Below are 22,139 nucleotides of genomic sequence, written 5' to 3'. Positions count from 1 at the left end.
CGACCTCCAGGAGACCGTCGACATGGCCGTGGCCAGGACCGCGGCAAATAGTTCGGCGATGTAGTACGGTGTTCTTGCACCCGGATGTCCAGGAGGTCATCGAGGATGGCGGCGACCTCGGCCGGGGCTACAGTCAGGCCTAACCTGATGATATGACCTGCGGCCTCATACACCTCAAAGTAGTTGGGGCAGGGGGTATCTGCCGCAAGCAGGTCGAGCACCTGGACACGTGTCGATGGCGAGACCCGTCGGTCATCCATGAAAGCTCGAGCGTCTCAAAGGTCTTGTTCGGTCGTGTTGGCGTTCCTCTTGTCGTAAGGTAACGATGTCCTATCACCCGAGTGTCATATGACGGTAAGGGGTAGACGATGTGGTGCCTATGCGGCCCGACGTTCATCGAGCTTGGCTCTGACCTGGTCAACCACCCACACGAGTAGGATGAGACCCTCTACAGACCGCGTGCTGATAGTCGTGCGACCATCACCGACGGAGTCGGTAAGGCGGTTGCAAGCCCTACGAGCAGACGATCCGCTGCGTAAGCTGTTTGCGGGGGCTTGTCCTTGGCGTCATCGACGTGGAAGGTTCGGATAGCTTGAGCAGCGGTCTCTACCGTCACGACACCCTTCGCAAGGAGCTGCTCAGCGATGCGCGTACCGACTACGGCCGCGTGCATACCCAAGAACTCGCCCATCGCACCAGAGGCGGCTTCTACCGGCTCGACCGTCACATCGTGGAGGTCCAGCACCCGCCACACGTCATCAATCCGCTTGCTCATCTAACCTCTCCTCGGTGCCTCTGGACATGAGCGTCATAGGACACTAACGCCACATTACGAAACTGCGCCGGCCGCAGGTCAAAACCGAAGCACCGAGCGCTTATCTCGAACTCGCACTCTGGGCATCGTGCTGTCTCAACCTCGCTGTTGCCTAGCCCAATATTGCGACATTCGAATGGTCATCAGCAGTGGGATCTTGCAACCGCCGCACGTGATCTTTAGCTGGTTCTCATTAATTCCGTTCATTGTTACCCCTCCTGTGCCAGCGGCCATCCACTGCAAGACAGGTGCCGTTAACCTGTAGCTAGTCTGCTGCCGCTCCATCTTGTGTCAGCAGCGCGTCGATCACCTCATGGGCGGTGGCAATGGCTGAGGTGGCGCTCATGCGGCCGCGGCTTGTAGAGCCGGAAACAGACGGCAGGCCGTCTGGATAGACGGTCCACACCTGCCAACGCAGTCCTGCCGAAGAGGGGGTTCTGATCATGTGTGTTGAGGAGCCTCTAGCTCCTCTTGGAGTGTTGCTGAGGGTAATCAGATCACCCCGTTCAGCGGATGCCCCTCGAACGGATCCCCCAGCGCGAGATACGTGTCGAGCACGGCATAGCTCCTATGCCGCCCGAGCTGCTTGAGCCGGGTCGGGTGCACACCGCGCTCCATCCCGGTGGTCAGCGCGCCGCGCTTCAGGCTGTGGCCGGAGACCAGCTCAGGATCAAAGCCGGCGGCAGCAGCGCGTCGCTTGAGGATGCGTGCGATCGAGCCGGGATCTAGCGCCTCGAACCCCACGACCAGACCCGGCCGGGCTCCAGCACCGCGCTCGTGCCGGGTTGGCGGCAGATACAGCCTGCGGAACAACGCGCCTTCGCTGATCCCGGCGGCCTCCTGCCAGCGTCGCAGCGCCCGCACCGGACACAGGCTGGTGGTGCCATAAGGCAGCGCCACGGTCACCGCCTTGCCCGCACGCTCGCTCTTGGAGCGCGGCAGGGTGAGGCTGATGCCGCGCTCGCGCGACGTGCAGTGCTCGACCCGGATCGCCGCCAGCTCCGAACGTCGCAGGGCGCCGGCAAAGCCCACCAGGATCAGCGCCCGATCGCGCAGTCCCGCCAGGTCATCCGGGATCAGCGCCAGGATCTCGTGCAGGATCGAGGCGGTGGCGGCGAGCTTCTGCACCGGGACCTGGCCGTGGTCTGCCGCCTCGCGATGGATGCCCGCCAGCGTTTCGGTGACCTGCGCTTCCGCCGTCGGCACCGGCAGACCGGCTACGTAGTGCAGGTAGCGGATCGCCGACCGGCGCAGGTCGATGGTGTTGACGCTCAGGCCGCGTCCGCGCTCGGCCGCCAGGAAGGCCACCACGTCGACAGCACGTCCCGGCAGGCAGGGCAGGGTGTGGCGGTCGCACCAGTCGCACCAGGCGCGTACCCCGGCCCGATAGGCACGCCGGGTGTTGTCGGCCTTGGCGCGGCGGGCATAGGCGTCGGCAGCGCGCCGGGCGGTCGGCAGGCTGCCGTCGGCCGTGGGCACCACGGCGTCGACGATGTGGTCGAACCAGGCCTGGATCAGCGCCGGCGGGTGCCCGACCGGCGCCGGCTGCGGCAGCCGCACCGGCAGCAGGGGTATCGAGACGTCATCGAGCATCGGGCGGGCCTTCCGGGCCTAGTCCTCCGGCTCGGTGGTGAACAACAACGGAAAGTCCCGCTTGCGCGCCATGTCGGTGGCCAGCGTCGCCTTTTCCTCCGCGACCTCCTGGGTGAAGACCGCCACCACGCAGGCGCCCCGCTGGTGCGCGGTCATCATCACGCGGCTGGCCTGTCCCTCGTCCATACGAAACACCGCTTTCAGCACCAGGACCACGAACGCGCACGGCGAGACGTCGTCGTTGACCAGCATCACCTTATGCAGCGGCGGCCGCTTGGTTTTGGTCTCGAGCTGGATCGGCGGCAGGGCGATGGTCTCGGGCATCGGGCGGGGCGCTTCCGGAGGCCGGGGATCCGGCGGTTGGGCGAGATTTCGGGCTCCAGGCTAGCCGTTCCACTGTATGCACGACAAGCGTAATTATCGGGCATATGTAGTGGCACGTACCTTTACCACGCCTTAGCCAGACTTGCCTCAATTGAGGGGAGGCCGCAGACTTCGGCCATCCCGTAGAAGCTGATGCGGGGAGGGCGGGCACGCATCAGTAACGGCCGAGCCGCAGAGCGAGTGGGACGCGCCAACCTTTGCCGCTGAGACGCATCGCATCGTTGAGCGGCATGTCGGCGAGCTGAAGGCACTCGGTCCGGGACGCGCCTGACCTTCGCGAGACTTGCCGAAGTGGACGTGCCGATCGCGACGCTGCTGCCCTCCGTCTCTGCGGGGAGGGGCGGCGCTGAACGTGCTATCGTCGCGGCATGATTCCAGAGCTCTCCAGGCTGGCCGTCCCCATCATTGCCATGGTCATTGTGCTATTTCTCCTCCTGCGCAAAGTGCGGGTGATGCAGGAATGGAAGCGTGATGTCGTGCTGCGGCTCGGCCGCTTCCGCGGTCTAAAAGGCCCAGGGTTGTTCTTTGTCATTCCGCTGGTCGACGAGGTGGCGTTTGTCATCGACATGCGGGTGGAGACCAATACCATCACCGCCGAGCAGGCGCTGACCAAGGTCACCATGGCCGTCGGCGTGGACGCCACCGGGCTCTGGCAGATGACGGACTCGCGTGCCGCCGCCATCAACATTGCCAGCTACCGCCAGGCGATCGGCGCATGAACGCCAATTAGGACTTGGCGGGCGCCCCAGATGTGAAGCTCGTCGGCGCTGCCACCATCACGCCATGGCTTGCCGTGGTTCTGGCTGTCATTCTGCTATCGGGGGCGTTGTTCGGCTACGACCAGGGCGTCGTCTCCGGTGCCCTGACCAGCATCAAGGCAGAATTCTCACTGAGCGCGCTGTTGGTGGAGGTGGTCACCAGCTGGGTCACGCTCGGCGCGTTGTTTGGTGCGCTGTTGGGAGGCGAACTGGCCGACCGCCTGGGGCGCCAGCGAGCAGTGCTAATCGCCGGCTTGGTCTTCACCCTGGGGTCGCTCGTGGAAGCGCTGGCTCCCGACACTATAGTTCTGGTCGGTGGGCGGCTGATCGTGGGATTAGGAGTCGGCATCGCGGCCGTGGCTGCGCCGCTATACGCCGCAGAGCTGGCGCCTACGGCGCTGCGCGGACGCTTCATCTCCGCCTACCAGCTCGCAGTGGCCGGCGGTATCTTCGCCGCCTATCTTGTCGATGGTTGGCTGTCCAAAGTCGGGGCCTGGCGCTGGATGCTGGGCTTGTCTGCGGCACCAGGCCTGATGCTTGTCGCCGTCGCGCTGTTGGCGCCGCAGTCGCCGAGATGGCTGATCCGGATGGGACGTCGGGCCGATGCCGTCACCCAATTGCAGAAGATACACCCCGGCGTAGACCCCAGTCCGAACCTCGACGCGATTGCGGCGGCGCTAACGCACGATAGCGGCCGGGCGTCATGGGCCGAGGTGTTCGGTCCCGAGTGGCGTCGTCCGTTGTTGGTTGGCGTCGGCCTCGCCGTGTTCCAACAAATCACCGGCATCAACGCCATCATCTACTATGCCGACCAGATATTTCAGGCGGCCGGCTTCACGACGCAGGCAGCTCAAACGACGGTGACAACCTGGGCGGTGGGTGGGGTCAACGTGGCCGCCACATTCATTGCCATTGCCTTCATAGACCAGCTGGGACGGCGCAAGCTGCTGCTCGCTGGGTTGGTGGGCATGGCCCTAAGTCTTGCCGTCGTCGGAGCTGCCTTCGAGTTCATGATAAGCGTCAGCACTGCGCATTCAGCTACTACGAGCACAGCGGGGATCGTGACGCTGGCGGCGTTGGTCGTGTTCATCGCCTGCTTCGCGTTCTCGTTGGGACCGGTGGTCTGGACGGTCATCAACGAGATTTTCCCCGGCCACATCCGGGGCCGGGCGGTTGCAGTCGCGACCGCTGTCAACTGGGCTTCTGCGTTCATCGTCAGCCAAGTGTTCCTGTCGCTGATCAACGTGCTCGGTAATTCATTCACCTTCTGGCTGTTCGGATTGTTCTGCGTGATTGGCTGGATTTGGGTCTTCTATGCCATCCCGGAGACCAAGGGCCGATCGCTCGAGCAGATGCAGCAGCTATGGAAACACGGCAGAACCAAACGCGCCGCGTAGCGAGCTAGATGGTCAATCCGCGTCAGGCCTTGCATCGCCAGCAAGATCACGTCGTGCAGCGCACTTATTGGGCTTTTTTCGCGATAGCCAAGGAGATCATTCGACCTCAGGTGTCACGGGTTGGAGGCTGACTGTGTGCCCTCGCTACGCTGCTGGGCAGGGCCAATACCGCACATGTTAAGTGCGCTGGCGAGCGAACCTTGCCCGCACCATACCTGGCCGAGATGACGGCCAAGGCCGTAACCGCCTCCATCCAACCAAAGATGACGCAGGCTCGGCCCCAGGCGTGCTACGAGATATCGAAATCCGATCGAACGAGCCAACCGGCCTCATCCAGCTTGCTCCAGCTCGCTGTTTAGGGTCGCTCTTGTGAGGAGCAACCGATGCCAGCGGAGAGGACGACGATGCGCCAGGTGCGCGAGATTATGAGGCTGCATACGTGCCGACCGCTAGCCTACTGACGGCAGGCGGCGTCCCAGTGATGTTTGCGACAGGTTTTGGGCAGGGGTTGGACGGCCAGTCCCTAAATGTCCCCTCGTCGTGAGGCCGTTTGATGTCGACAAGCTCCATCGTGCGATGGGCGGGCTCAAGGGCAACAACTGAGGCGTCAGTCAGCGTTAAGCACCGCGGCTGACCTGCTGCCCGATGAGATCGACCCTGCGCGTCCCGCACCACAGCTCCACTGCATAGGCGGCCGTGAAACACATGCGGACATGCTTCCAAGCAAGCTGATCATCGTCAGCGTTGAAGGTTTCGAAGGCTAGTACCCTGACCTCCTGATCAAGGATCAGCACTCGATAGTCCGGCATGGCCAAGCCTCGGCTGTCAGCTAGTGCGTTAGCTGATCCTCCCGCCTTTGTTGCTTCGCGTTCCCGCGAGGTTCAAGGCGCTACCCTCCTTGTGACCAGTAAGTGCGGCGCAAGTGCGCTGAGATCGCGACGGCACCGTAGTGGGAAGCCCATACCGTCTCTAGAGGGTCGAAGACGGTCGCTATCGTAGCTTTCGCTGCCGGGCCTGCGGGCGGCAGTTCAACGATCGCAGCTTGGGCGTGCTGAACCGGACCTGCCCGCCCAGCGACATCATCGCCTTCGTGGTGTTCTGCCGGCTGCGTTACAGATTGACCCTGCGCGACCTGAGCGAGATCATGGCGCTACGTGGGATTGGGGTGAGCCACGGGGCCGTCCGCGGCTGGGAGACAAAGCTGCTGCCGGTCATGGCGACGAGCTGCGTAAGCGCTGGCGCGGCACGCGCCGCACACCCGGCACGAGCTGGTATGTCGATGAAACCTATCTAAAGGTCCGCGGCCGCTGGACCTACCTTTATCGAGCGATCGATTCGGACGGAAACCTAGTCGACGCGATGCTCAGCGCGCACCGCGACATGAGGGCGGCCAAGGCGTTCTTCCGCTCGGCCCGGGCGACCATGGGTTTCCGGCCAAGCCGCGTGACAACGGCTGGCCATGGCTCCTATCCGAGAGCGATCGGCAGCGTGCTGGGCAAGACGGTCCGGCATCGAACGAGTGCCTACCTGAACAATCGCCTTGAACAGGACCATTGCGGCATCAAGGGGCGGATCCGATGTATGCGCGGCACCGGCTGACGATCAGCGGGCCGGTGGAGGCGCTGATGCGCTTCCGCACGGAGGCGGCTGGTGCCGGGATAATCCCGTGGCAGATCGACTTCGAGCAGCTGCAGGAGGACTGGTTCCACCGGCTGATGGGAGGGGCGTCCCGCAGCCTAAGCGCACAGGGAGCCCGGATCCTGGCGCAGCAGCTGCGTGAGGCGTCGGAACGGCGGCATGGGCTGGCGGTGGCGCAGGTCGGGCGCAGCCGGGCTTGCCTGTTCGATCTGTATGCGCTGCGGCCGGTGCCCGGCAGCATTCTGGTGCTTGGGCCGGACCATCCGCAGGCGCTGGCCTGGCTCTGGCAGCACTGGGGCACCACCCAGGCCCTGCGGCATGTCGTTGTGCTCGGAGAGCCGCGTGACCAGAAGGCGGCCGAGACCATGTGGCGGCTCGGCTTCTGGTCGGCGGACTGGACACCGTGGCGGGCGCTGTCGGCGATTGCGCACACTTGGCCGCAGCTGCGCTTCGAGACCCGGCCGCTCTACGGCCAGGCGGCATGACCGACAGCGTCGTGCCGCTGGCAGTGGAAACCGGCTCGATCAATGAGATCGATTGGGACCAGCCGCCGCGTGCACTCCGGCGGGAGAGCGAGGCGCCGGTGCTGTCGGTGAAGGGCTTCGAGGGGCCGCTCGACTGGCTGCTCGAGCTGGTGCGGACACACCGTCTCGACCTGTCGCAGCTGTCGATCGTGGCGCTGGTCGAGGCCTTTGCCACGGCCCTGGAGCAGGCGCTGCAGCAGGGTAGGATCCAACAGGCGGCGTCGTCGCTGTCGCGCTGGGCAGACTGGCTGGTGATGGCGGCGACGCTAACCCAACTACGCGCGCGGCTGATCCTGCCGACCAGCGCGCCGGAGGCGCAGGCCGCCATCCGTGAGGCGGACGAGTTGCGGCGGCAGCTGCTCAGCCGGCGCCACATCCAGGCCGCCGCCGACTGGCTCGAGCGTCGGCAGCAGCTTGGTCTGCAAGTCTGGGCACGGGGCAGGGCGGAGGTGGGGGGTGCGGGCGCACCGGGGGAGGGCGGGGATCTCGCTGAGATGATGCGGGCTTGTCTGGTGGCCCTGGCGCTGCCGGACCAGCTGGCAGAGGCCTATCGGCTGCCGCCGCGCACGCTATGGCCGGTGCCGGGGTCGATCGCCCGCATCCGCGAGCGGCTGGCGGTGCTGCCGGATGCCAGTGCGCTGACGTCCTTTCTGCCGGACCTGAAGCTGGAGGAGGTGGGCGGCTTCCGCGCCCGGTCCGCCCTGGCAAGTACGTTTGCTGCTAGCTTGGAACTTGCCCGTGACGGTCAGCTGACGCTGGATCAGGAGGCAGCGTGGCAGGCGATTCTGGTCAGCCGCCACGATTCAGGGGGTTGTCACGAGCGTCCGCGGACGCCACCGACGCTCTCGTAGCGCTAGGCTGCGACCCAGCCGCCCTTCATCAAAAAGGGCGACCAGGTTGGGCGGGATCCAGCTCTTATCGACGCCGAGATGATGCTTGGAATCCTCTCACGCCGCCTCCGCCTCGTCGTCAACCGGGAGCAATCCCTCGACCGCACCGCCCGGAGAAACCGCGTCGCCAGAGTCAGGACGGGTCGTTTTGCCTCTGGTGCCTTTGGCACGCGTGATTTTCCTTACCTTGCTTTGCTCCGGCCCTGCATTCCGCTCATGCTGCGCCACCTGCTCCTCCAGATCGGCACTCCGGGCCACGGCGAGCTTTGCCGCCTTGGTTGCCTCCCGCAGCTTCGCACGCAGTGTTGCGACGGAGGCCGTCAGCTTCTGCACCTGAGTGCGTAGCTCATCCTTGCTCACCTTCGGCACCGCATCTGCGCGCACGGCGGGTGCCGCACGACGCACCGGCTTTGTAGCTTTCGCCACGGTGGCCCTCGGCGTCTGCTGGGATGACCGTGATGATGGCTTCGACTGGACCGCCACTTTGTTCGTCGACCCCTTCGGGCGGCCCGGCTTGCGCTTCATCGTCGTGGCCTCAGTGGCAGGCTCCCTTGAACCCGTGAAGCCCTTGTTGGTCGACCCCTTGGGCCGCCCGGGCTTGCGGCGACTTGCTCCTGACGTGCTCGTTCTGGCAGAGGCAATTCTTGCCATCGCATTCTACTCCTATAGGGCGCCATAACTTGCGCGAGTTGATTGGACGACACAACATCTGCCGCCTCTCGTGGTCTAATCGACCCGCGTTGCGTCGCAGATGGAGCCGGGATGGCACAGGCCGGCACCGAAGGTGCTACAGGTGCACCATCTGACGATCCCGATCGCGTAACGCAGCACGGCCGACAGGTTCATCCTGAATGAATTGCCGTTGGCGCGATCAGATGCCCCATCGCACCGCTGATCCGGCAAGAACAGGCGTAAGTGTAATCTACCGGCGATGATCATGAGCACATTATGGAGGCGCCGATGGTGTGCTTGACGGTGATCGCGCCGTTAAGCGTGCCGCTGCTGGTGCGTTCTCGCGATGAATGACGCGGACCTGATTACGCCCGCTGCGCTTGTTGATATGTCGGTCGACGCGATCGCGAAGCTGGTGGAGCGCGCGGACGGTCTCGCGCCCGGCAATGCCGACGCACAGGCAATCACCGTATACATCGCCATGAGGTTCTGTCTCGACCGGCTCTACATCCAACACCGGCATTCCGGGATCAAACTAGCGGTTGATAGACTTGCAGCCACAGGGTCCGCGTATGTGCGTTAGGTGGAGCCGGTAGCCGCCTTAGCAATGGTCGCGGCTCCATCGGGAACCTACAGAAGCTGCGCCGGCGGTGCATCCGTTCTCAACGGAAGCGGCTGACTTTGGGACCACCCCGCGCTGCAGGTCATCCGATATCATTCGATGCCATGGGGCTCTCGCTACACGAGCCGGCCTGATCGTGACAGTGCGCCAGGATAAGCTCAGTGTGCTGCATCTGACAGCCAATCGCCAAGATCTTACACGCGGCCAGTTACGGAGAGGTTGCTCAGGCAGCCGCCTCCCGAAAGATCAGCCGGATCGTCGTACCAAGGCCTTCCTTGGTCTCGATCTCCAACCTGCCGTTCGACTGCTCAACGAAGCCCTTAACCATGGAAAGACCGAGGCCCGTTCCCCTGCCTGGTTGCTTTGTGGTGAAGAAGGGTTCGGTTGCCCGGAGAGCTACGTCCGGGTCCATGCCAGAGCCCTGATCGATAAAAGCGATTTCTATGGCTGGGATGTCGCCTTGCTCATCAAAATGACGCTGGCGCGTGCAGATCGTAATCTTGCTGCCGGGCGGCCCAGCGTCGGCGGCGTTCCGGATTAGGTTGAGCACCGCCATCTCAAGCTGACTCGCATCGAGCGAAGTTGTCAGCCTTACCGGAGCAAGATCCAGGCGAACTTCGGCGAGTGGTCTAGCCATCTGGTCGAGGATGCCATCACAGTTCGTGAGCGTCTCGTTCACGTCGATCATCTGATCGTCGTGATATTGCCGATGGGCGAACGACAGCATCTGGTCTGTCAGCTTTGCCGCACGGCTCGCTCCCCAGGCGGCACGCTCGATCTGTTGAGCCCGACGATCGGGACGCTGTTCCGCCGCAAGACGCTCAAGGTTGGCAAGCACGATGGTCATGAGGTTGTTGAACTCATTCGCAAGGCTGGACGCCATCGCGCCCAGGGTCTCCATGCGCTGTGCCTGCTGCATCACCGCTTCAGCTTCCCGGCGGCGGCTCACGTCAATCTGGCTGGCGAAGTGGTAGACAAGCTTGCCTGAGGTATCGACCACCGGACTGATGAAAAGGGCGTTCCAGAACGTGGAACCGTCTTTACGATAATTCAGCATCTCCAAATGGACATCACGTCCGGCACATAGCGAACGACGGATTTCTACAACAGTATTTGGATCAGTCGCATCGCCCTGCAAGAAGCGGCAATTGCGACCCAGTATTTCTTCCTGAGTGCAGCCAGTCAGAAGCTCAAATGCATGGTTGCAGAAGATGATCGGGTCGTCCGGCTGGTGCGGATCGGTCAGCACCATTGGCATACGGCTCATCTGTACGGCGGCAAAGAAGATGTCGGTAGCACCAGTCGGGGAGCCATCTGGAGCAACGACGTTGCGACCGCCGGAGATATAGTGTCGCGGGCTCCCGTCCTCCGGGTTCAGGTCGTGCGTATCAGGCATCTTGTCCCAGCTTATGGTGATGATTGAAGGCAAGAGAGCTTAACCTATCGATCGAAAATGCGGAACTGCCCCTATTCGGATCGTGCCGCGAGGAACGGTAGTCCCCTGTGGCGCTAGAGGTCCTAGTTTCGCTGCTGGCGCCGCCGCTGACCCAATGCTTCGGGTCCTGCGCTTAAAATACTTTTTACGAGCCTGACCTGACATGTCTGCTATCGAAGGATGTTTTCCGTCCGAACGAGGCCGCCACGTGGCGGGTGGTGCAAAAGGCCTTAGCTTGGCCTGCAAGCTGTGGCCCAGAGGTTGGGGAGTTGCGGCATGGCATCCGCATGGCGAATAGCGCTTACCGCGAAGCCTCCATGGTCTTCCGGAAAATGGCGCGTCAGCTTGGGAATGACACTCAGCCTGACCGGCGCTCTGCTAATGAACGGAACCGCCTGGGCACTTCCTGCCACCGCGCGAGAAGGTCACGCTTTAGCTCCGGCATCTTCTTTGCAGCTTCCTGACTTCGTTCGTCTGGTAAAATCGGTCGAGACCGGGGTGGTATCGGTCAGTAGCAAGATCATGGGCGACGATGGCAGTCGCGGTGAAAGCGGTAGCTCCGGAAAGGCGCCGCCTGTGCATCCTGGCCCCGGGGAAACACCTGCACCAGGAGACGACCAGTCTCAACCACCTCGGAATGCCACCCCTGTCGAAGCCATGGAGTCCAAAGGATCTGGCTTCCTCATCAGGGACGACGGGACCATCGTCACCAACTATCATGTCGTAAGAAACGCAACGGAGATCACCGTCACTCTCTCGGACGGAACCGAGCTGCCAGCCAGGATTGTCGGGCATGACAGTCATACGGACCTTGCCGTCCTTCGTGTAAATGCGGGTCGAAGCCTCGATTATATCGTCCTTGGAGATTCTGCGAAGGTGCAGCCCGGCCAGTGGGTCGTGGCGGTCGGCAACCCCTACGGACTGGGAGGCACGGTCACCGCGGGGATCGTGTCGGCAAACGGACGGGACATCGGCGGCGAGCCCTATGACAACTTCATCCAGATAGATGCACCTATCAACCGAGGAAGCTCCGGGGGTCCATTATTCACACCAGATGGAAAGGTGATCGGCGTCAACTCGGTCATTCTGTCCCCGAGCGGCGGCAGTATTGGCATCGGCTTTGCCATACCGGCTGACACCGTGCGCAGCGTCGTTTCGCAGATCCTGCGGACCGGCCATGTTACTCGCGCCTACCTCGGCATCTCGTCACAGACGATCACACCGGCTCTTGCGACCGCCCTGGGTGTTCCTGTTCCGTCGACTGGACCAGTTCCTGGTGCTCTGGTGACGAGCATAGAGGCAGGAAGTCCGGCTGCTGCGGCAGACCTACGGCCCGGCGACATCATCGAGATGTTTGATGGTCGCGGGATTGGCGATCCACACGATCTTGCCGTCACCGTGGCCAACATGGAGCCGGGCAGCAGACCATCACTCAAAGTCTGGCGTGGCGGCCAGCAGGTGGTCGTCACGCCAAGCCTGACGGAGCTGCACCGGGGAGTGATCGGTACTCCCAGTGCGCGAGCGCTCGATATCCCCATCCTTGGCCTCACGCTGCAGGAGCTCGCACCGGGGGTAGGAGGCCGGGTTGGAAATACCGCCGAAGCCGGAGGTGTCGTGATTGCTCATGTACAAATGGGTTCGGCGGCAGATCTTGTCGGCCTTGAGGCGGGAGATCTCTTGCTTGGTGTCGGCCTTAGTAACGTCGATACGCTCGCCACAGCGGCGCAAGTTATACAGTCCGCTCTCGGGGACAGGGATGAGACACGAGCCAGCCCATTAGCGCTGCGCATCGAACATGGCGGCCAGGTTGGCTTCGTCGCTCTGAAACCACCTGGGAAGCAAGGCTGAGTCTTCCGCTTGCGCAAAAGGGTTCTCAGGTCGGATCTGCCTGAGTCCCGCTTTGCGGGTCACGGTTACGCTGGCGCTTGAAGACCTCTGCGTCCGTCAGGCGGGCGTCATAGATTGAGCGCGGCTCGATGGTTCGGGCTACGAGCGTCGCAATCGAAACTATGAGTAGCAGAGGCACGATAAAAGCGCGGGCATGGCCGGTCAGCTCCATCATGAGCACAATCGCCGAGAGTGGGCCTTGAGTGGTTGCCGCGAGTAATGCGGCGGCGCCAAGGACGGCGAACAAGCCCGATGACCCGCTCGGCCCGACATATGACAGTGGAACCCCAAGCACACCGCCCAGGAGAGCCCCGATTGCCAAAGTCGGCGTGAACAAGCCGCCTGGTGTTCCACTGCCCAGGCAGATGAGCGTTGCGATCGGCCTGAGTACGAGCAGGGACACCAGAAGCAGTGGGGCGACTTGGCCGGTGAAAGCCAGCTGCGCAATGTCTCGCCCATTTCCGAGCAGCTGTGGGAAAGGGATAGAGGCGGCTCCTACAGCCCCCAGCGCCAAGCCAGGCGCCGCCAGACGCCACGGCCCCTTCGGCCGGTGATGGTCGGCCCAAGCGACGGCGCGGACGTAGCCCACCGAGAAGACGCCAATGATGGGACCGGCGAGCACCGCCCAGGCCGTGACACTCAGCGTTCCGGCATATGATGGGATTTGGTAGGTAGTCGCGTCCGGTAGGAACCCCCAGGAAACACCCGTCGCAACGAGTGACGTGAGCAGCGCAGGCAGCACGAAACGGAGTGCCAGCTCTCCTCGCAATACCTCGAGAGCGAAGAGGGCGCCCCCAAGCGGCACCCCATAAGCCGCGGCCATCCCGGCACCGGCGCAACAGGCGACCAGTAGACGGCGCTGGTCATCGGCCAACTGCATCGTCTCTGAGAGCTCATTGGCGATGACGGCCCCGGTTTGCTTTGGAGCGCCCTCGCGCCCGAGCGACGCTCCCATGCCGACGACGAGGATGGACAGGACGGCACTTCCAAGGGTCCTGAGCGCAGGAAGGCGGCCTGCGTGGAACCAGATGGCGGCGGTGATGTCGATGCTGTTCGCCGCTGAAAGCCTCCCCAGGAGAAGCTGACCGGCCCCAGTCAGCAGCCCGGCGCCCACCAATATGACGACGTGCCTCCATGGCGCCGTCGTTGCCGCGGCGTCTAGCAGGTCGGTACCATTGCCGGACCAGGCGGCGTGTTGCACCAGTTGTAGGAGCTCAGTCAGCGCAGCTGCGCCCAAGCCTGTTCCTACGCCGGTGAGCAGAACAGCAAGCCAGAAGCCAACGGCGTTCCGTTCCGCGAGGATAGGTGACATCACGAGCCAGCGGCTACCATTCGTTCTGTGAGGGCCCTGTGGCCCGGATGCTTCGCACAACGTTTCCGTGCATCAACCGGGCACACGAGAAAAGTCAAACTGATGGCTCCGCTCCAAATGCAGACTAAAAACGGTTTTATCAAGTGCGGAGATCCATGGAGACCGAAAGCGTGTAAGGTTCGAGCAATAACTTGAGTGCAGCCTTGAGCTGCTTCCAGGTCAGTTTCAGATGAAGAAAAGCAGTCAAAGAACCGCAACCCGCGGTTCTGTGTCACAGCTAGATATTGCCGCAACGCCTTGTCGATCGACGTGAGTAACTTACACATCACCCCGCGCGACGAGCGGCGCTACGCCACCCTGCCTCAAACCTTGGAGCTCAAAATTATGAAGTCGTTCTTTATGGTCGCCATCATTTTAGCGATTGTCGGGCTAGCAAGTTGTAGCAGCTAGCAGCCCCACCACATAACGCAGGAAGAACTGAGCAGCGGGAATCCGCCGCTCACAGGTGTTCTCCCGAACGGGGTGATGGAGGACAATGCCACAAAATGAGCCGCGGCAGCGAGGGCTTGAGTTATACCTGTAGAAAGTCCGGGACTTGTAGCCGGAGTGCATCCAACACTTAAGTATCTAACGTATTTTTCGTGTGCCTCTCTCTACGGCGTTGTCTTCCATAGGCCGACTGAGGTTCCAGTCCTTGAACCTCTATGGGTTTCGACTGACCGGTAGGTCATGAAGACTACCACGGACACAACCAGCGCGATGATCACGGCGTAAACAAGGCTCAAAAGCAAGTCTGTCCATCTACTATACATTTTCTATCTCGGCAGCTGTCAACGCTCATCCGGGGTCAGATGAAGCTTATCAGCCGTTGGTTGAACGCTGGAGCGGTGACCTGAAACATCCTTTCGGGTGACCTTTTTCAGGACCTTGACGAACTCCGAGAGCGGGGATGGGTCTGCAGGTTCGGCATTGCAAAACATCATCATATTGGGAGCGGGGAAGTTCCAACCCGGAAAGGGTAAGATCAGACGTTTTTCATCAAGGTAGTTTTGAGCATGAGCCTGCAGAATGTAGGCGACACCTAGACCATCGACCGCTGCTTGAAGTGCAAAGTCGTCGTCGGGAAGGGCCAACACCGGCTGAATCTCGACAGAAATCCTTTTACCCAGTTTGTTGAACCTCCAGGGGCGTGAGTCGCCGTTAGGTAGCAAAACACCAATGCAACGATGGGAGTTGAGACTATATGGATCGGTCGATGTGGTTTGACCTACCATATAGGAAGGAGATGCGACTGCCGCGTATCGCAGATGTGCTCCAAGCTCTACGGCAGTCATTCCTTCAGGACGCCTCATGCCGATGCCGATGATGGCATCAACATCGACCGGGACTGGACCGGACCCCTCATTATAAGAAATCAGTTGCACCCGCCTATCCGGATCGTGGGCTAGATATTTTTGAATGACCCCCCGCATTAGAAGGCTCGCAGTGTCTTTATCTGTAGCGATCCTGAGCTGCGTTGCTGCATTAACCGGTGTCTCAAGCAACCCTCTTAGATTGGCCGCAAAGTCCTGCAGCAGTGGCTGGATGTTTGCAACTAGACGAGCGCCAGGCTCGGTGAGAGTGATACTCTGCCGTGACCTTTTAAAGAGTTGAGCACCCAGAGTGTCCTCAAGCCTTAGCACTAGCTGGTTCAGAGCTACTCGCGAGATACCGGTAGCCTCCGAGGCTCTTCTAAGGCTTCGATGCTCGATTATGGTAATCAGCGCCGCAAGTTCGTTGAGAGAAGGCTCGGGCCGCATCAAAGCTTTCATGCCGTCATCGCCGAGACGGCAATAAGAAAGTATTCTTGATACGGTCACGCTTGCACCACATTGTAATCTTCCGATTGCGCTCGACTTTTACCGTTGCCGCCGCCTTCCTGTACGGCAGCATTCTCAAAAGAGACTATTTGAAGCGCTGGACTGCCATTCTGTTGTGAAGGCTCGGACTCAGACGCCGGCTAGATGATGCAGCTTTAGGTTGGCGTATGAACGTCCCCCGGAGAGCGATTAGGACTGAGCGGGTTGAACGGTAGCGTCTGGTCCGGCGTCGGCAATTCGTTTGTGCTCCAGCCGCCGCCGAGGGCTCCGATGAGGTTTACCGCAGCTTGCAGTCGGGTTGTCTGCACTTGAACCGCCGCAATTTGGGCGGTGAGTGCCTCGACCTGGGCAACTGTCACATCGAGGTAGTTGTCCAGACCGCCAGTGTAGAGGGCCAGCGTCATGTTCTGCGCCTTGTCCGCCGACTGCACCGCAGCGACCTGCTGCTGTAGTTCCGTCGACAGGATATTTGTCAGTGATAGCCCGTCCTCGACCTGCTGAAAGGCAGCCAGAACGGTGGCGCGGTAGTTGTCGGCGGTCTGCGAGTATTGCGACCAGCTCCGTTGCAGTTCCGCCTTGCGCAGGCCGCCCTCGAATAGCGGTAAAATCGCCTGCGACCCGACCGCCCACATGCTGTTCGGCAGGCTCGCTAGCGACCAGCCGTAGTCCTGGAAGCCACTCTGTAGGCTGATGGTGAGATCAGGATAGAAGGCGGCGCGCGAGACGCCGATGGAGCTGCTGGCGGCTGCCATGGTGCGCTCGGCTGCAGCGATATCGGGGCGACGCTGGAGCAATATGGAGGGTACACCGGCAGGGACCAATGGCACCACCAAATGACCCTCTGCCACCGGCGCTATGGTGAAGCTGCTCGGGTTGGTGCCGGTAAGCACGGCGATTGCGTGCTGCAGGGTGGCACGGCTGGCCTCGGTCGCGGTGTCCTCAGCCTCAGCGGCCGCGAGTTGGTTCTGCGCGCGTGCAACGTCGAGCCCCGAGGAGATCTTGCCCGCCAGGCGCATAGACGTGATATCGACTGCCTTTCGATACAGCGTAATCGACTGCGTGTAGACGGCGTGCTGCGTATCTAGACCCCGAAGCGCCATATAGTCGGACGCCAGCTCGACCTCCAGGCTGAGCTTCGCCGAGGCAACATCGGCGGCCGTCGCCTGCGCCTGCTCCTTGTAGAGTTTTGTCTCGTTGCGGATGCGCCACCAGAAGTCCGGGTCCCAGGCAACGGTGGCGCCAATAGCGTTGGATGACTGTTCGTTTTGGCCGACCGAGCTGTTCCGGAACAGCCGGTGCTCGGACTGCTTATTGTCGCTGGTCTGGACGTTGGCGCTCATCTGCGGGAACAACCCCGCTCGCGCTTCCCCAGCAAGGTCGCGCGACTGGGTGTAGGTCTCGTAGGCGGCCATCAGGGTTGGGTTATCGAGCTCAAGTTGAGCCTCCAGCGTGTCGAGCACCGGGTCGCCAAAGGCCTCCCACCATGGCCCGCGCGGCAAGGTGTCAAGCGGGTGTGCCACGGTGAAGGGCCCGGATCCCTGATAGCTCGCGGGCAGGATAGGATGTGGGGTCTGATAGGCCGGTGCTAGGTCGCAGCCTGAGAGGTCGCAGCAGGTTAAAGCCGCGAGCCCGAGCAAGCAGGCGGCTCTGGTAAGCTTCGGTCGTGACGTCATTGGTCGGGTGCGCCCCCGCGTGCTGCCTCAACACGCTCGCGTTGCGCCGTGCTCAGATGTGACGTGCTCCCCTGTGAAGGAGCTTCTTCCTGCGGCGCACTGGGCGAGGCGACCCCCGGGACACCCGTCACCACATGCACGTGCTCGCCTTCGAGCAGCCCGGCTGAGGGGTCGTTGATGAAGCGGTCGGTCGGCTTCAAGCCAGCTACGACTTGCACGGTCTGGCCGAGATTGAGGCCAAGCTTAACGTCCTGCAAATGGACGGTGCCGTCCGGCCGCACCAGCGCGACCTGCATGCCCTGGTCGCGGAACAGCAACGCCTGCTCCGGCACGATCAGGATATCGGGGTCGGACGGAATCTTGAAGTGCACGTCGGTGTAAGTGCCCGGCCAGATCATATGGTTGGGGTTGTCGACGGTGAGCTCGGTCACCACGGTACGGGTCTGCGGGTTGAAGGCATTTGCCGTGGTCAGGAACTGTGCCGGGAACGTGCGGCCAGGAAATTGCGACAGCGTCAACGATGCAGTCAGGCCAGGCTTCAGCACCGAGGAGTAATCCTGCGGCACCGAGACGTAGATGCGCAGCTTATGGATGTCCGACACGCTGAACAGCTCGGACGAACCGCCCGAGGAGTGCACGTCGCCGCCCGCCGCACTCACGTAGCTGCCAACATCGGTATTGCGTGCGGTGACCACGCCATCGAATGGCGCCACGACGTTCTTGAACGCCTCCATCGCCTGGTAGCGGGCAACTTCGTGCTGCGCCGCTTCCACCTCAGACTTCTGAGCAGTAGCGGTGGCGACCTGCACGTCGACTTCCTGCTGCGCGACCGCTTGGGTGCCTGATAGCGCGGAATAGCGATGTGCAGTGACCTTGGCGAGATTGTAGCGCGCCTGCGCCACCGCGAGATTTGCCTTCGCGGTCTCGAACTGCTCGTCGAGGCTCGGCGCGTCGATGGTCGCCAGCAGTGTGCCCTTCTGCACGGTGGCACCGTAATCCTTGAACCACATCTGCACGTAGCCGGAGACCTGCGCATAGATCGGCGCCGCGTACCAGGCGTTGATGGTCCCAGGCAAGTCCAGCGAGCGGGAAGCAGGCCCACGGGTCGGGGAGATAAGCTGCACGTCCGGCACTGCATCCTCGGTTGCGGCAGTGCGCAGGTCGGCAAGATGGTTATGGCGGTCCCACAGCCCCCAGGCCGCCAGGATGACCGCAAGGAAGACAGCAATCAGCGCGATCAGGCCAATGCGGCTCTTGGGCCGACGGGAGGAGTGACCCTCGAACGAACCCCGCCGGGCCTGTTGATGGACCGTCATGTGTGCAGCGCTCCTTCCGGATGTCGTTCCGTCGCGTCATGGTCTGTAGCCTTTGCTTCGCCGCGGTGCAGGAGCGCGAACACGCACGGGACGAAGAGGAGCGTCGCGAAGGTTGCCACCAGCAGGCCCCCAATGACGGCTTTGCCGAGCGGCGCGTTCTGGGTGTTGCTGAACGACATCGGCAGCATGCCGATCATCATCGCCAGCGCCGTCATCAGCACCGGTCTGATGCGGCCATAACCCGCCTCGATGGCGGCGCGCACTGCATCGCCATGCTCAGCTAAGCGGTCGCGGGCAAAAGACACCACCAGGATGGAATTCGCAGTCGCGGTGCCCATGCACATAATGGCGCCGGTCAGCGCAGGCACCGACAGAGTTGTGTGGGTCAGGAACAGGCTCCAGACAATGCCCGCTAGTGCCGCAGGAAGCGCCGAGATGATGATGAAGGGGTCCAGCCAGGACTGGAAGTTCACCACGATCACCAGGTAGACCAGCAGGATCGACAGGGCGAGGCCCTCGATGAGCTGCACGTAGGCGGTCCCCATCGTGGTCGCCTGGCCACGCAGATGTACGCTGGCGCCATGCGGCACGCTGCCGCTCATCTGCTGCACCACGTCGGCCACTGCGTCGTTGACGGCGCCGAGGTCGCGGGCCTGATTGGTGGCGAAGATGTCGATCACCGGCAGGATGCTGTAGTGCGAGTTCAGCAGCGCGCTGGCGGTCTGGGTGATATGGCTGAGGCCGCCCAGCAGCTGGATGTCCTTGCCCCCCGGGTTACCGTCGCCCTTGTCGACCGGAATGGTCTCCAGGTCGTTCATGCTGGTGAGCTGGCTCTGCGGGGTTTGGGTGTTGACCAGGTGCGAGATGCCGTTGCTCGGGTCCAGCCAGTAGGTCGGTGCGGTCTGGCCGCTGCCCGACAGGGTGGCAAGCGCGTTGTTGGCAATGTTGGCTTCAGTCAAGCCGGTGCCGAGCGCATAGGAGCGCTTGGAAGCGACGCGCAGGGTTGGCTCGTTAAAGGCCTGCTGGATGTGCACGTCGGCGATGCCCGGAATACGGCGTAGGCGTGCGACCATCTGTTCGGCGTAAGCCAGGTTGGCGGCAAGGCCACGGCCGGAGACCTGCACGTCGATTGGCGCGGGCAGGCCGAAGTTCAGGATCTTCGCGGTGATGTCGCCGGGCAGGAACGTGAATACGGTGCCAGGGAAGCGCTTGGGCAACTGACGGCGTAGCAACGCCCGGTAGTCGTCAACAGGGGCGGCGTCATCCTTGAGGCTGATGGTGATGTCGCAATCCTGCGGTCCGATGGTCCCGGTCGAGTTGTAGGCCTCGTTGATGCCGCTCGCCGGAAGGCCGCAGTTATCGACCAAATTGCTGACTTTCCCCGGCAGCAGCTGGCGCACCGACTTGTTGACCAGCACCGAGATCATCGAGGCATCTTCCAAGCGCGTGCCTATGGGGGCCCGCATGTGCATGTCGATCTCACCCGACTTGATGCTCGGGAAGAAGTCGCGGCCCAGCGACGGGATCAGCAGCAGCGAAGCCAGCGCGGCTGCGAGGAAGCCCAGGATGAAGCGGCCACGGATTGCCACGATGCCTGTGAGGGCACTCTGGTAGCCTTCGCGGAAATTGGTGAAGCGCCGCTCGAAGCCGCGCTGAAAGCGCCCGAATGGGCCCGGGTTGGGGTTTGGGCCCTTGGCATGCTGCGCCACCTGGGCGCGCAGCAGCCAGGCCGCCATCGTTGGCACCAGGGTGCGCGACAGGATGAAGGAGGCGATCATCGCGAAGATGATGGCCTCCGCCAGCGGCATGAACAGCCAGCCGCCGATGCCGGAAAGCTGGAACAGCGGCAGCCAGACGATACAGATGCACAGCGTTGCCACGAAGGTCGGCACCACGATCTGGTTCGCAGCCTCGATGATGCCGGGCTCGAGCTCGGCGCCGTGCTCGAGATGGGAATCGATGTTCTCGATCATCACGGTGGCGTCGTCGACCAGGATGCCGACGGCCAGCGCCAGGCCGCCCAGCGTCATGACGTTGATGGTCTGGCCGAGCCAGGAAAGCGCGAGCACCGAGCACAGGATGGCCAGCGGGATTGAGGTCGCCACGATCAGGGTTGATCGCCAGGAACCGAGGAACAGCAGCACCGTGAGCCCGGTGAGGACGGCGGCGGTGACCATCTCCTGCACCACCTCGAACACGCTGTCCCGGACGAAGCCGGAAGCGTCGTTGATTGGGGTGATGGTGGTGCCGGGCGGCAGCGTCTTGAGGATACTGGGGAGCATCGCCTTGATGCCACTGACCACCGCCAGCGTGGAGGCGTCGCCGCTCTTCAGCACCTCGATGAGCACCGCTTGCTTGCCGTGCACCAGCACCGCGTTCTGCTGCGGCGGCGAGCCGCGATAGACGTGCGCGACGTCCCGCAGATACACCACAGCGTTGCCGACCTGCTTGATCGGCAGGTCGTTGAACTGCTCCACCTTGAGCGGCGTCGAGTTGGTCTCGACCATGTAGTCGATGGCGCCAATCTTCTGGTCGCCCGCCGGTAGTACCACGTTCTGGGTGGCGAGTGCGCGGCCGACATCGGTGGCGGAGAGACCGTGCGCCAGCAGCTTGCGCTGGTCGAGGTCGATCTCGACGTTCAGCGAGGCGCCGCCATAGGGGGTGGGGATGGCCGCCCCGCGTACCGAGATAAGCTGGGGCCGGATCAGGTTGGACGCCATGTCGTAGACCTGCGACGAGGTCATGCCCGGCGCCGAGACCTGCAGGTCCAGCACCGGGACCGAGGATGCGTTGTACGACAGCACCTGCGGCGGGGTGATGCCAGCTGGCATCTGCTTGAGCACGGTCTGCGAGATCGAGGTGATCTGCGCCTGGGCGGCGGCGGTGTCGGTGCCGGGCTGGAAGAAGATTTTGACAATGCCGCGGCCGTAGAGCGACTGGCTCTCGATGTGCTCGATGTTCTCAACCGTCGCGGTCAGCGAGCGCTCATAGTAGTAGATGACGCGACCGGACATGTCGTTGGGCAGCAGGCCGGTATAGGTCCAGACCACGGCGACGACCGGGATTTTGATGTTCGGGAAGATGTCGGTCGGCGTCTTGAATACCGCCATGACCCCGAACAGCACGATCAGGATGCTCATCACCACGAAGGTAAGAGGCCTCCGCAGGGCGACCAGGACTATGGCATTCATCGGATGGTCATCATGCGGTTTGCTTGCTCTCGAGCTTGGCCCAGGTCATGGCGCCCCGAACCGATCATCAGCGCCGAAGGCACATAGCCGACCGGTGGAGGGTCACATATGAAAATAACTTTTAAGTCTGCGATCACGGGAGGCCTACCCGCGACAAAGTGACGACGAGCCTAC

19 protein-coding genes are annotated in these 22,139 nt (G+C 62.5%); 8 read left to right on the top strand and 11 right to left on the bottom strand.

Annotation, left to right across the window (positions count from 1 at the left end; translation table 11 throughout):
- Positions 1 to 448: 448 nt before the first annotated feature.
- From FE263_RS18500 to FE263_RS18490, 3 genes are all read right to left on the bottom strand, one after another.
- Positions 449 to 775: a hypothetical protein gene (locus FE263_RS18500; protein WP_138327516.1), complete on the bottom strand. Its 327-nt coding sequence runs from the start codon at positions 773 to 775 to the stop codon at positions 449 to 451.
- Between the two features lie 531 nt (positions 776 to 1,306).
- Entirely contained in the window at positions 1,307 to 2,407 is a 1,101-nt protein-coding gene (locus FE263_RS18495) for a site-specific integrase (RefSeq protein WP_138327515.1), read from the bottom strand.
- 18 nt (positions 2,408 to 2,425) lie between these two features.
- The gene (locus tag FE263_RS18490; protein WP_138327514.1) at positions 2,426 to 2,731 is read right to left on the bottom strand and encodes an ATP-dependent Clp protease adaptor ClpS; all 306 of its coding nucleotides are present in this window, start codon (positions 2,729 to 2,731) and stop codon (positions 2,426 to 2,428) included.
- 428 nt (positions 2,732 to 3,159) lie between these two features.
- On the opposite strand from FE263_RS18490, the gene FE263_RS18485 reads away from it, so the two are divergent.
- Entirely contained in the window at positions 3,160 to 3,510 is a 351-nt protein-coding gene (locus tag FE263_RS18485; protein ID WP_138327513.1) for an SPFH domain-containing protein, read from the top strand.
- Between the two features lie 32 nt (positions 3,511 to 3,542).
- Positions 3,543 to 4,946 (top strand): sugar porter family MFS transporter, encoded by a 1,404-nt coding sequence (locus FE263_RS18480; RefSeq protein ID WP_171034209.1) that lies wholly within the window; start codon positions 3,543 to 3,545, stop codon positions 4,944 to 4,946.
- 617 nt (positions 4,947 to 5,563) lie between these two features.
- Here the strand turns inward: FE263_RS18480 and FE263_RS18475 are convergent.
- The gene (locus tag FE263_RS18475; protein WP_171034208.1) at positions 5,564 to 5,761 is read right to left on the bottom strand and encodes a hypothetical protein; all 198 of its coding nucleotides are present in this window, start codon (positions 5,759 to 5,761) and stop codon (positions 5,564 to 5,566) included.
- A gap of 227 nt (positions 5,762 to 5,988) precedes the next feature.
- Between FE263_RS18475 and FE263_RS22665 the strand changes: the two genes are divergently transcribed.
- From FE263_RS22665 to FE263_RS18460, 4 genes are read left to right on the top strand one after another with little or no spacing between them, the layout of a single operon-like run.
- Entirely contained in the window at positions 5,989 to 6,240 is a 252-nt protein-coding gene (locus FE263_RS22665; protein WP_240759903.1) for a hypothetical protein, read from the top strand.
- Complete coding sequence (locus FE263_RS22660; protein ID WP_338086744.1) at positions 6,135 to 6,545, top strand: DDE-type integrase/transposase/recombinase; 411 nt, start codon at positions 6,135 to 6,137, stop codon at positions 6,543 to 6,545. The genes FE263_RS22665 and FE263_RS22660 overlap by 106 nt, the downstream gene beginning before the upstream one ends.
- Positions 6,524 to 7,069, top strand: a complete 546-nt coding sequence (locus FE263_RS18465; protein ID WP_138327509.1) for a hypothetical protein — start codon at positions 6,524 to 6,526, stop codon at positions 7,067 to 7,069. The genes FE263_RS22660 and FE263_RS18465 overlap by 22 nt, the downstream gene beginning before the upstream one ends.
- On the top strand, positions 7,066 to 7,959 hold the full coding sequence (locus FE263_RS18460) for a segregation and condensation protein A (protein ID WP_138327508.1): 894 nt from the start codon (positions 7,066 to 7,068) through the stop codon (positions 7,957 to 7,959). The genes FE263_RS18465 and FE263_RS18460 overlap by 4 nt, the downstream gene beginning before the upstream one ends.
- A gap of 96 nt (positions 7,960 to 8,055) precedes the next feature.
- Here FE263_RS18460 and FE263_RS18455 read toward each other — a convergent pair whose 3' ends face one another.
- Complete coding sequence (locus FE263_RS18455; RefSeq protein ID WP_138327507.1) at positions 8,056 to 8,523, bottom strand: hypothetical protein; 468 nt, start codon at positions 8,521 to 8,523, stop codon at positions 8,056 to 8,058.
- A 493-nt stretch (positions 8,524 to 9,016) separates the two neighbouring features.
- On the opposite strand from FE263_RS18455, the gene FE263_RS18450 reads away from it, so the two are divergent.
- Entirely contained in the window at positions 9,017 to 9,253 is a 237-nt protein-coding gene (locus FE263_RS18450) for a hypothetical protein (RefSeq protein ID WP_138327506.1), read from the top strand.
- A gap of 262 nt (positions 9,254 to 9,515) precedes the next feature.
- Here the strand turns inward: FE263_RS18450 and FE263_RS18445 are convergent, their stop codons facing one another.
- Positions 9,516 to 10,721 carry a PAS domain-containing protein gene (locus FE263_RS18445; protein WP_138327505.1) on the bottom strand — a complete coding sequence of 402 codons (1,206 nt, stop codon included), beginning with the start codon at positions 10,719 to 10,721 and terminating at the stop codon, positions 9,516 to 9,518.
- A gap of 357 nt (positions 10,722 to 11,078) precedes the next feature.
- Here FE263_RS18445 and FE263_RS18440 point away from each other — a divergent pair, with 357 nt between their 5' ends.
- A complete protein-coding gene (locus FE263_RS18440) occupies positions 11,079 to 12,575 on the top strand; it encodes a trypsin-like peptidase domain-containing protein (RefSeq protein ID WP_171034207.1) in 1,497 nt (498 codons plus the stop codon).
- A gap of 25 nt (positions 12,576 to 12,600) precedes the next feature.
- Here the strand turns inward: FE263_RS18440 and FE263_RS18435 are convergent, their stop codons facing one another.
- The 5 genes from FE263_RS18435 to FE263_RS18415 form a co-directional block, all read right to left on the bottom strand.
- Positions 12,601 to 13,851 carry a chloride channel protein gene (locus FE263_RS18435; RefSeq protein WP_171034206.1) on the bottom strand — a complete coding sequence of 417 codons (1,251 nt, stop codon included), beginning with the start codon at positions 13,849 to 13,851 and terminating at the stop codon, positions 12,601 to 12,603.
- Between the two features lie 905 nt (positions 13,852 to 14,756).
- The gene (locus FE263_RS18430; protein ID WP_138327502.1) at positions 14,757 to 15,737 is read right to left on the bottom strand and encodes a LysR family transcriptional regulator; all 981 of its coding nucleotides are present in this window, start codon (positions 15,735 to 15,737) and stop codon (positions 14,757 to 14,759) included.
- A 203-nt stretch (positions 15,738 to 15,940) separates the two neighbouring features.
- Positions 15,941 to 17,458, bottom strand: a complete 1,518-nt coding sequence (locus tag FE263_RS18425; protein ID WP_138327501.1) for an efflux transporter outer membrane subunit — start codon at positions 17,456 to 17,458, stop codon at positions 15,941 to 15,943.
- Positions 17,455 to 18,774, bottom strand: coding sequence for an efflux RND transporter periplasmic adaptor subunit (locus FE263_RS18420; protein WP_138327500.1), 1,320 nt, complete (start codon positions 18,772 to 18,774; stop codon positions 17,455 to 17,457). Before FE263_RS18420 ends, FE263_RS18425 begins: the two co-directional genes overlap by 4 nt.
- The gene (locus FE263_RS18415) at positions 18,771 to 21,965 is read right to left on the bottom strand and encodes an efflux RND transporter permease subunit (RefSeq protein WP_138327499.1); all 3,195 of its coding nucleotides are present in this window, start codon (positions 21,963 to 21,965) and stop codon (positions 18,771 to 18,773) included. The genes FE263_RS18420 and FE263_RS18415 overlap by 4 nt, the downstream gene beginning before the upstream one ends.
- Positions 21,966 to 22,139: the final 174 nt, after the last annotated feature.

Origin of the sequence: Lichenicoccus roseus, from assembly GCF_005844085.1 — a bacterium.
Lineage (GTDB): Bacteria > Pseudomonadota > Alphaproteobacteria > Acetobacterales > Acetobacteraceae > Lichenicoccus > Lichenicoccus roseus.
This window is presented reverse-complemented; position numbering and strand designations above follow the sequence as displayed.

Coding starts and splice junctions, on each gene's coding strand:
- FE263_RS18500 (WP_138327516.1), bottom strand. CDS start 775: ATGAGCAAGCGGATTGATGACGTGTGGCGGGTGCTGGACCTCCACGAT.
- FE263_RS18495 (WP_138327515.1), bottom strand. CDS start 2,407: ATGCTCGATGACGTCTCGATACCCCTGCTGCCGGTGCGGCTGCCGCAG.
- FE263_RS18490 (WP_138327514.1), bottom strand. CDS start 2,731: ATGCCCGAGACCATCGCCCTGCCGCCGATCCAGCTCGAGACCAAAACC.
- FE263_RS18485 (WP_138327513.1), top strand. CDS start 3,160: ATGATTCCAGAGCTCTCCAGGCTGGCCGTCCCCATCATTGCCATGGTC.
- FE263_RS18465 (WP_138327509.1), top strand. CDS start 6,524: ATGTATGCGCGGCACCGGCTGACGATCAGCGGGCCGGTGGAGGCGCTG.
- FE263_RS18460 (WP_138327508.1), top strand. CDS start 7,066: ATGACCGACAGCGTCGTGCCGCTGGCAGTGGAAACCGGCTCGATCAAT.
- FE263_RS18455 (WP_138327507.1), bottom strand. CDS start 8,523: ATGAAGCGCAAGCCGGGCCGCCCGAAGGGGTCGACGAACAAAGTGGCG.
- FE263_RS18450 (WP_138327506.1), top strand. CDS start 9,017: ATGAATGACGCGGACCTGATTACGCCCGCTGCGCTTGTTGATATGTCG.
- FE263_RS18440 (WP_171034207.1), top strand. CDS start 11,079: ATGACACTCAGCCTGACCGGCGCTCTGCTAATGAACGGAACCGCCTGG.
- FE263_RS18430 (WP_138327502.1), bottom strand. CDS start 15,737: ATGAAAGCTTTGATGCGGCCCGAGCCTTCTCTCAACGAACTTGCGGCG.
- FE263_RS18425 (WP_138327501.1), bottom strand. CDS start 17,458: ATGACGTCACGACCGAAGCTTACCAGAGCCGCCTGCTTGCTCGGGCTC.
- FE263_RS18420 (WP_138327500.1), bottom strand. CDS start 18,774: ATGACGGTCCATCAACAGGCCCGGCGGGGTTCGTTCGAGGGTCACTCC.
- FE263_RS18415 (WP_138327499.1), bottom strand. CDS start 21,965: ATGAATGCCATAGTCCTGGTCGCCCTGCGGAGGCCTCTTACCTTCGTG.